Raw genomic sequence first — 8,054 nt, forward strand, 5'->3', positions numbered from 1 at the left:
AAATGCTCGCCATAGCACGAGCTATGGCTGCGCTTTGCGCCTAGATCAGGCGCCTTTTGACGTGCTGCTCGGACACGCTCGAAATACTCTCAGCCTCTGAGACGCCAATGTGTGACACCCGCCACGGGTTCAGACATTAGGGGACGCGTCGCGGCTGGAAGTGGCTGAGAATCCGTCTCCATGAGTCCATTCACCATCCGTCCTGCCGAACTGCGCGATGTGGCGCCCATCGTCCAGTTGATCCGCGACCTCGCCGAGTTCGAAAAACTCACCCACCTGCTGCAGGTGACGCCTGAAAAGCTCAGGCCGCAACTCTTCGGCGAAAAGCCGGTGGCCGAGGCGATGGTGGCCGAAGTGCCGGCATCGGCGGTGGTCGAGGGCGAAAGCACGGTCGTGGCCTTTGCGCTGTACTTCACCAATTTCTCGACCTTTCTCGCGCAGCCCGGGCTTTACCTCGAAGACCTCTTCGTGAAGCCTTCGCACCGCGGGTCGGGCATCGGCGAAGCCATGCTGTCCCGCCTGGCCAAGCTGGCTGCCGAGCGCAACTACGGCCGTTTCGAATGGTGCGTGCTCGATTGGAACGAGAACGCCATTCGCTTCTACAAGAGGTTGGGCGCTGCCGTGATGCCCGACTGGCGCCTGTGCCGCATTGACGGTGAGGCTCTGGCGGCGTACGCGAAGCCGGGCGCACCAGGTTCGAGGGAATGAGGGTGGCGACTCGATATCTGCACCTTGCCAAATGGATTGCCCGTAAGCACAAGCGTGTGCACGGCAGTTTGGCGCAGGCCTTTGACTGGCTACGGCGAATTCGTCGTAGCGGGCCGAGGATCTTTGTGCATTGGGACTTGGACTATCGAAGCTGAACGGTTCAACAACAAGAGCCGTATGAGGGGAGACTCTCACGTACGGTTCCGTGGGAGTGCGGGGCCCACCCGATACCCCATATGACGACCGTGACGGGCCAACCGTGGGTTCCACGAACCTTCAGTCTATATCCGACCGGCGGACTGTGGCGCGGTGCCTGAGCCCCGGCCCTCCTGCATCCTCTCCAGACCGCGGCGGCCCGCCGACCGTGGCGTCGCGCGAGTTGGGCTTTGTGGGATTCGGCGATGCGGTCGCCAGCCAACTGCAGAGATTGGCCGCCGGGGTGCCCTCGTAACGGGTATCCACTACACAGGGTCGCAAGGACACCCGATCAACAGGGCCTCCAAGGTCGGCACGGAACTGTTCGTTTATGTGCCGCAGGAAGGCTGGCAGCTCCGCGGTGGGCACGCGGAACTCTCCGTAGTTGGAGTCGAAGATCGTGACCTCCGAATCGCTCGTCTTGGACAGGCCCCAAGTGTGGCGATCGCCGCGTCTCCCGGGCAGGCTCAGCTCCAGCAGGGCGTAGCCATCAATCTCGCAAATCGCTTGTGGCAGCTGAGCGAGGTCCAAGTCGGTGTGCGAATGGACGTGTAGCCCGATCCGATGGAGGTCGTTCATCTCGCGGTTATAAACGGCATCGTGCGTGCCAGGCTTTGCACTCCAGCTGTCGACGCCGAACAACCGCGAGATGCTGAACCCCTCTGCGCGGTTGTGGCTGTAGGACCGCTGATGGATGTTGGCATGGACCGACCCCTCAAAGGATGCCAGCGCGTCGAGCCGGTCGGTCGCGGCAGCTTTCGGGTTGGCCGCGTTCAGCCTCATCCAGAGATGTGCCTGACCCAGGCAGGCACCAGTCCACCGGGCGTATTGAGCCTTATCGAAATGAGTCAGGAATGCACCCGCCTGATTGGTCCGGGCCTGCAGGTAACCTTTCAGCGCATCCGGCAGTTCCACGCCCCAATCGCGGTCAGAGAAGATCTGTGCAGCCGGCGGCAAGCGGTGGGCGCCTTGGCTACGATTGTCCGCGACGGGTGGTCGCCGAGATAGGTCCGCGGGAGCTGCGGGCATAGATGATGCACTTCCGCGGTTGCTTGGGACTACGGAGCCCTCCGTCGCCTGGGCCGCCCCCGGCAAGATCCCAGTGGCACGGGTTGGTGAGGAAATACGGTCGGGCATCGGAATTTCTCAGGTTTGGTGCGTGGACGTGCGACCAGTTGCGACCGCTCCGTGAACGGATCGCGACTCGGCACGTCGCTGGACATTCGCCAAATTCTGGCACTGGATCTCGGGCTACGACCATGGAAAAGCGTTGCCCTGTCCCGATTCGCGAAGGGCGGCGAGCCCGGTTGTGTCGCATAGGGCTGTGGGCCAGCTCGCTGACCGGCTCGGTGAGCTCGAGGCGCGGCTGCAGGCCGATGCGTCGCCGGCGCCCGCCTCGCGCGACGACCCGACCTGGAGCGGCAAGTCCGCAGGCTGCAGGCAGAGCGCGATCGCGGTTCCGGACATCGCGAACCCTGGGCCCCGGCGGGAGCCGGGGCGGTGCTCGGGCGAATCGGCCGTTCGCCGTTACGCTCGATGCGGCATTCCGCCGGATCGCCGACTGGGAAGGATGGCGGGGCGACGCCGCGCGAGGCGATCGGGGCGTTCATGGATTCCGTGGAACGTTGCGAGGTCAAGTCATGAAGCCGATGGCCGAGAAGGTTCTGACGAGGTTCGTGGCCGACCATGCGCCCATTACGCATGGCGCGAGCGCCGGCCTGTGGGCTCGCACGGTAAAGACGGGAAGAGCCAGCACGGAAGGCGCCACGCTGCCGAACTGTGCAGACAAGGGCGCATGGTGTCGTAATTCACCCTCCCTTCGGGGAACCTTTCGCCCTCACCGTAAGCTCTGCGAATGTCCGCAGAGTCCCTCGATCATTACGCTGAACTTCACGGCTCATTTCACTGGAAGGTGCCTTCGCAGTTCAACATTGCGCAAGCTTGTTGCAACCGCTGGGCACGCGAGACGCCCAACGCGGTCGCGATCCGCGACGAGCATGAGAACGGTGGGGCGGCGAGCCGCACCTACGCCGAACTTCAGCGCGAAACGAACCGGCTGTCGAACACGCTCGTCAAGCTCGGCGTGAAACGCGGCGACCGCGTCGCGATTCAGATGCCGCAGCGCTTCGAGACCGCCGTGGCGAACATGGCCGTCTTCCAGCTCGGCGCGGTAGCAGTGCCGCTGTCAATGCTCTTCGGTCCCGATGCACTCGAATACCGGCTCAACGACAGCGAGGCGCATGTCGCCATCGTCGACGAGAGCGCCATCGACAACCTTCTCGCCTCGCGCGCCACATGCCCCCGTTTGAAGACCGTGCTCACCGTGGGCGGGGCGACCGGTCGCGGCGACGTCGACTGGATCGCGGCGCTTGCCGACGAAGCCGAAACCTATACCTGCATGAGCACCAAGGCCGACGATGCCGCGGTGCTCATCTACACCAGCGGCACCACCGGCCCGCCCAAGGGCGCGCTGATTCCGCATCGGGCCTTGATCGGCAACCTCCCCGGCTTCGTCTGCAGCCAGAACTGGTTTCCGCAGAGCGATGCGGTGTTCTGGTCGCCAGCCGACTGGGCGTGGACTGGCGGGCTCATGGATGCGCTTTTGCCCACCTTGTATTTCGGCCGGCCCATCGTGGCGTACCAGGGCCGCTTCTCACCGGTGAGGGCCTTTGAGCTGATGCAGCGCTATCGGGTGACGCATACCTTCCTGTTTCCGACGGCGCTCAAGGCCATGATGAAGGCCGTGCCCGAGCCGCGCATGCAATACAAGCTCGCCTTGCGCGCCATCATGAGTGCCGGCGAGGCGGTGGGCGATGCGGTCTTCGGCTACTGCACGAAGCAGCTCGGCATCACGGTTAATGAGATGTTCGGGCAGACCGAGATGAACTACATTGTTGGGAACTGCTCGCGCGTCGTCATGAGCGACGCCCGCGTGGATGAGGGGTGGCCCGCGCGACCCGGCAGCATGGGGCGGCCGTACCCTGGGCATCGCGTTGCCGTCATTGATCTCAACGGCCGCGAATGTCCGCGCGGCACGCCCGGCGACGTGGCGGTGCATCGTCGCGACGTGCACGGTCATCCCGACCCTGTGTTCTTTCTCGGCTACTGGAACAACGACGACGCCACCCGCCGCAAGTTCACCGGTGACCCGAACGATTCATGGTGCCGCACGGGCGACACCGCCATCATGGACACGGACGGCTACCTTTGGTACCAGGGCCGCAGTGACGACGTCTTCAAGGCTGCAGGCTATCGCATCGGGCCGAGCGAAATCGAGAACTGTCTCGTGAAGCATCCGGCGGTGGCGAACGCGGCGGTGGTGCCCAAGCCCGATGCCGAACGTGGTGCGTTGGTAAAGGCTTACGTGGTGCTGGCTGCAGGTTTCAATGGGGATGCCTTGCTCATCGACCAGCTGCAGGCCCACGTCCGCGGGAAGCTTGCGCCTTACGAATATCCGAAGGAAATTGAGTTCATCAACGACTTGCCGATGACCACCACTGGCAAGGTTCAGCGGCGCGTGCTGCGCTTGCAGGAAGAAGAGCGTGCGCGCGTGGCGCGTCGCATCGAAGGCGAGAGCTGAGAGGCTGGGAGTATTTCGATCATGCCCGCTCATCACGTCAAAAGGCCTCTGCTCGTCGTTGCAAATGCTCGCCATAGCACGAGCTATGGCTGCGATTTGCGCCTAGATCAGGTGCCTTTTGACGTGCTGCTCGGACACGCTCGAAATACTCTCAGCCTCTGAGGCGAGAAGTCGTCGCATAGCAAGAAGCCCCAGGCCGTCAAGGCTTGGGGTGCTGAGGCAAACTGGCGGATTCCCTCTGCCACAACGACCTCATGCAATCGATTCCTCTCGGCCGCAGCGAGCTGCGTGTCACGCCGATCTGCCTCGGCACCATGGTCTTCGGCGACCAAGTCAACGAAGCTGCGGCGCATTCTCTGCTCGACCACGCCTTGGCGCGCGGCATCGACTTCATCGATACGGCAGAGATGTACTCGGTTCCGGCGCGCCGCGAGACCTATGGGGCAACAGAACGCATCATCGGCAACTGGTTTGCGAAGCGGCCCAGCCTGCGCAACAAGGTCGTTCTTGCAACGAAGGTGGCCGGCCCCTCTCGAAACATGGACTGGGTGCGCAGCGGCAGCTCCAATCTCACTGCCGCCGACATCCTGCAGGCCTGCGACGACAGCCTGAAGAGACTGCAGACCGACCACATCGACCTTTATCAGATCCACTGGCCCAATCGAAACGTGCCTATGTTCGGCGGCGTGTATTTCGATCCGCGCCAGGACAGGGAATACAGCTCCATCCACGAGCAGCTCGAAGCCATGGGCCGGCTCGTCAAGGCGGGCAAGGTCCGCGCCATCGGCCTGTCGAATGAAACACCCTATGGCGTGGGCGAGTTCGTGCGCATCGCCGAACAGCACGCGTTGCCGCGCATCGCGACGGTGCAGAACCCGTATGCACTCGTGAACCGCACGCTCGACAACGGACTCGACGAGTCCATGTACCGCCACGATGTGTCGCTGCTGGCGTACTCGCCACTCGCCTTCGGTTCGCTTACGGGCAAGTACGACGAGGTGGGCCTCGACACGCCTGGCCAGCCGCCCGGCCGGCTTGCGCTCTTCGACTCGATGAAAACTCAACGCTGGGCTCGCTCGGATGCACTGGGCGCCGCCCGCGAATACAACGCGCTGGCGCGTGCGCACAACCTCACTCCAGCCCAGATGGCGCTCGCCTTTTGCTACACGAACTGGCGTGTGGCGAGCACCATCATCGGCGTGACCACGCGCGAGCAACTCGACGAGAACATCGATGCCTGGGGCACTCAACTTTCGCCTGAGCTTCTAGCGAAGATCGACGCGATTCGCTGGCGCCTGCGCGATCCGGCTCAGTAGATCTGATGGCCAAGAAGGGCACCCACGTCAGCGAAACCCCGGCGACGCAGTTCCTGCGTCGCCACGGTGTGAGCTTCACCGAACATGTGTACGACTACGTCGAGCATGGCGGCACCGAAGAATCGTCTCGTCAGCTTGGCGTGCCAGAACACCAGGTCATCAAGACGCTGGTCATGCAAGACGAGCGCGCCCAGCCGCTCATCGTGCTCATGCACGGCGACAAGCAGGTGAGCACCAAGAATCTCGCACGGCAGATTGGCTCGAAATCGGTGGAGCCCTGCAAGCCGGACGTGGCGCAGCGTCACAGCGGCTACATGGTCGGCGGCACCTCGCCCTTCGGAACCAAGAAGGACCTGCCGGTGTACGTCGAAGAGAGCGTGCTCGTACTGCCGTCGATCCGCATCAACGGCGGGCGGCGAGGCTATTTGGTGGGCGTGTCGCCCTCGGTGCTGGTGGAATTGCTGAACGCGAAGTCGGTCAACTGCGCGCTGTGATCGATGTTGCCGAAGCCAGGCCGCTGCAGCACGGATTCAAAGCTGTCGAGTGAGACGGCGGCTGTATTGGAATCACCGGCGGCGAGTCGCGTGACGCCGCGGTGCTCGACATACAGCACGGAGATCAGGATGGCAGCGAACAACGCTACTCCTGCCCACCGTCTCGGTCGGCGCGACCGTTGGACCAGAATCACCACTGGCTTCCCCTCTTGTTTTCTGAACTGGCATCAACGCGGAGTGCCGCATCGCACGATGCAGTGTCGCGCCAACCGGCGCTGCGATGCATGCGGGTTAGCGAGAGGAGATGCGCTCGGATGTGCGAGATGCGATTCCATTGCGTTGTTCCTTTTCCGGGTGGCCCCAGCGAAAGCAGGAGCAGGTTCCTTGTCTTCGAGTGGTTGGCTCGGTGCACAATGATCCGCTACCACTCGCCTCTACCAAGAAGATGGAGATTGCCTACACCCTCGCGGCCACGCTGGCCGCCTACCTCATCGGGTCCTTGTCGTTCGCGGTCATCGTGAGCCGGCTGATGGGACTGAACGATCCACGCACCTACGGCTCAGGCAATCCCGGCGCGACCAACGTGCTGAGGTCGGGGAACAAGAGGGCCGCCATCCTGACGCTCGTGTTCGATGCGCTCAAGGGATTCGTGCCGGTGCTGCTCGTGAAAATCTACGGGCCGCGCTTCGGCTTCGGCGACGGCACCGTCGCGCTGGTGGGCCTTGCGGCATTCCTCGGCCATGTGTGGCCGGTGTTCTTCCGCTTTGTCGGCGGCAAAGGCGTAGCGACGGCGGCGGGCGTGCTGCTGGGCATCGAGCCCCTGCTCGGGCTCGCGACACTGCTCACCTGGGCCATCATCGCGTTCTTCTTTCGCTACTCGTCGCTTGCGGCCATCGTGGCTGCGGTGTTCGCGCCGTTCTACCAACTGCTGATCTGGGGCGGTGGCCCGATCGCGGTGACGGTGACCATCATGGGTCTGTTGCTCGTGTGGCGGCACAGCGCCAACATCCAGAAGTTGCTCAAGGGCACGGAAAGCAAAATCGGGCAGAAGGCCGCGCCGTCTGCGCCGGTGCCGGCACCACATCACCCAGGCGGTAAGCACGGGCATCACGATCAACACAGACATGGTCACGGAGCGAAACGATGATTCAAGGATTGCGGCGTTTTCATGTGGGGGACCGGCTTTCGGAGATGGCCATCTTCAACCAGACGGTCTACCTCGCGGGCCAGGTGCCCGATGACGCCACGCAAGGCATTCGCGGCCAGACGCAGCAGGTGCTGGCCATGATCGACAAGCTGTTGGCTGAGGCGGGAACGGACAACGCGCACATCCTCATGGCGCAGATTTTTCTCGCCGACCTCGCCGACTTCGACGGCATGAACGAGGTGTGGGACGACTGGGTCGCGCCCGGCGACGCGCCGCCGCGGGCGACGGTGCAGGCGAGGCTCGCCAAGCCCGAGTGGAAGATCGAGATCGTCGTCACGGCGGCGATATCTTCCGGGGCCTGAGGGGCACCGCTTTCCAGGTCTTCGCTCCCTCTCCCTCTGCCCGCACCTGCTCGACCCCTCCCGCCCCACGGCCTCCACCATCGCCCACACCTGCTCAACCCCTCCACACCACCCGTTTGGCGATGAAGAAGGCGGGGTTGACACATGACAAGTCCATGTTTGCTCAGAGGCCCAGGCCCCTCACCCCAGCCCTCTCCCCGAAGGGGCGAGGGAGCAATACAGGCCAGTTCGCTGTGGCCCGCTTCGAAGTAA

General features: G+C 63.5%; 7 protein-coding genes. 6 read left to right on the forward strand and 1 reads right to left on the reverse strand.

Going from position 1 to position 8,054, the window contains the following annotated elements:
- The first annotated feature begins 180 nt into the window (after nucleotides 1-180).
- Nucleotides 181-708 carry a GNAT family N-acetyltransferase gene (locus tag AC30NL_RS03290; RefSeq protein ID WP_489462585.1) on the forward strand — a complete coding sequence of 176 codons (528 nt, stop codon included), beginning with the start codon at nucleotides 181-183 and terminating at the stop codon, nucleotides 706-708.
- Between the two features lie 276 nt (nucleotides 709-984).
- On the opposite strand, the gene AC30NL_RS03295 is transcribed toward AC30NL_RS03290, so the two are convergent.
- Nucleotides 985-1,860 (reverse strand): YopT-type cysteine protease domain-containing protein, encoded by an 876-nt coding sequence (locus AC30NL_RS03295; protein WP_489462586.1) that lies wholly within the window; start codon nucleotides 1,858-1,860, stop codon nucleotides 985-987.
- Nucleotides 1,861-2,758: 898 nt separating this feature from the next.
- Here AC30NL_RS03295 and AC30NL_RS03300 point away from each other — a divergent pair.
- The 5 genes from AC30NL_RS03300 (at nucleotide 2,759) to AC30NL_RS03320 (ending at nucleotide 7,802) form a co-directional block, all read left to right on the forward strand.
- Nucleotides 2,759-4,483, forward strand: coding sequence for an acetate--CoA ligase (locus AC30NL_RS03300; RefSeq protein ID WP_489462587.1), 1,725 nt, complete (start codon nucleotides 2,759-2,761; stop codon nucleotides 4,481-4,483).
- A gap of 254 nt (nucleotides 4,484-4,737) precedes the next feature.
- Nucleotides 4,738-5,799, forward strand: coding sequence for an aldo/keto reductase (locus AC30NL_RS03305; protein ID WP_489462588.1), 1,062 nt, complete (start codon nucleotides 4,738-4,740; stop codon nucleotides 5,797-5,799).
- Nucleotides 5,800-5,804: 5 nt separating this feature from the next.
- On the forward strand, nucleotides 5,805-6,293 hold the full coding sequence (gene ybaK, locus AC30NL_RS03310; RefSeq protein WP_489462589.1) for a Cys-tRNA(Pro) deacylase: 489 nt from the start codon (nucleotides 5,805-5,807) through the stop codon (nucleotides 6,291-6,293).
- Between the two features lie 445 nt (nucleotides 6,294-6,738).
- Nucleotides 6,739-7,440 (forward strand): glycerol-3-phosphate 1-O-acyltransferase PlsY, encoded by a 702-nt coding sequence (gene plsY / locus AC30NL_RS03315; RefSeq protein ID WP_489462591.1) that lies wholly within the window; start codon nucleotides 6,739-6,741, stop codon nucleotides 7,438-7,440.
- Entirely contained in the window at nucleotides 7,437-7,802 is a 366-nt protein-coding gene (locus tag AC30NL_RS03320; protein ID WP_489462590.1) for a RidA family protein, read from the forward strand. The genes plsY and AC30NL_RS03320 overlap by 4 nt, the downstream gene beginning before the upstream one ends.
- The last annotated feature ends 252 nt before the right edge of the window (nucleotides 7,803-8,054 follow it).

Origin of the sequence: Rhizobacter sp. (assembly GCA_021153565.1) — a bacterium.
Lineage (GTDB): Bacteria > Pseudomonadota > Gammaproteobacteria > Burkholderiales > Burkholderiaceae_C > Albitalea.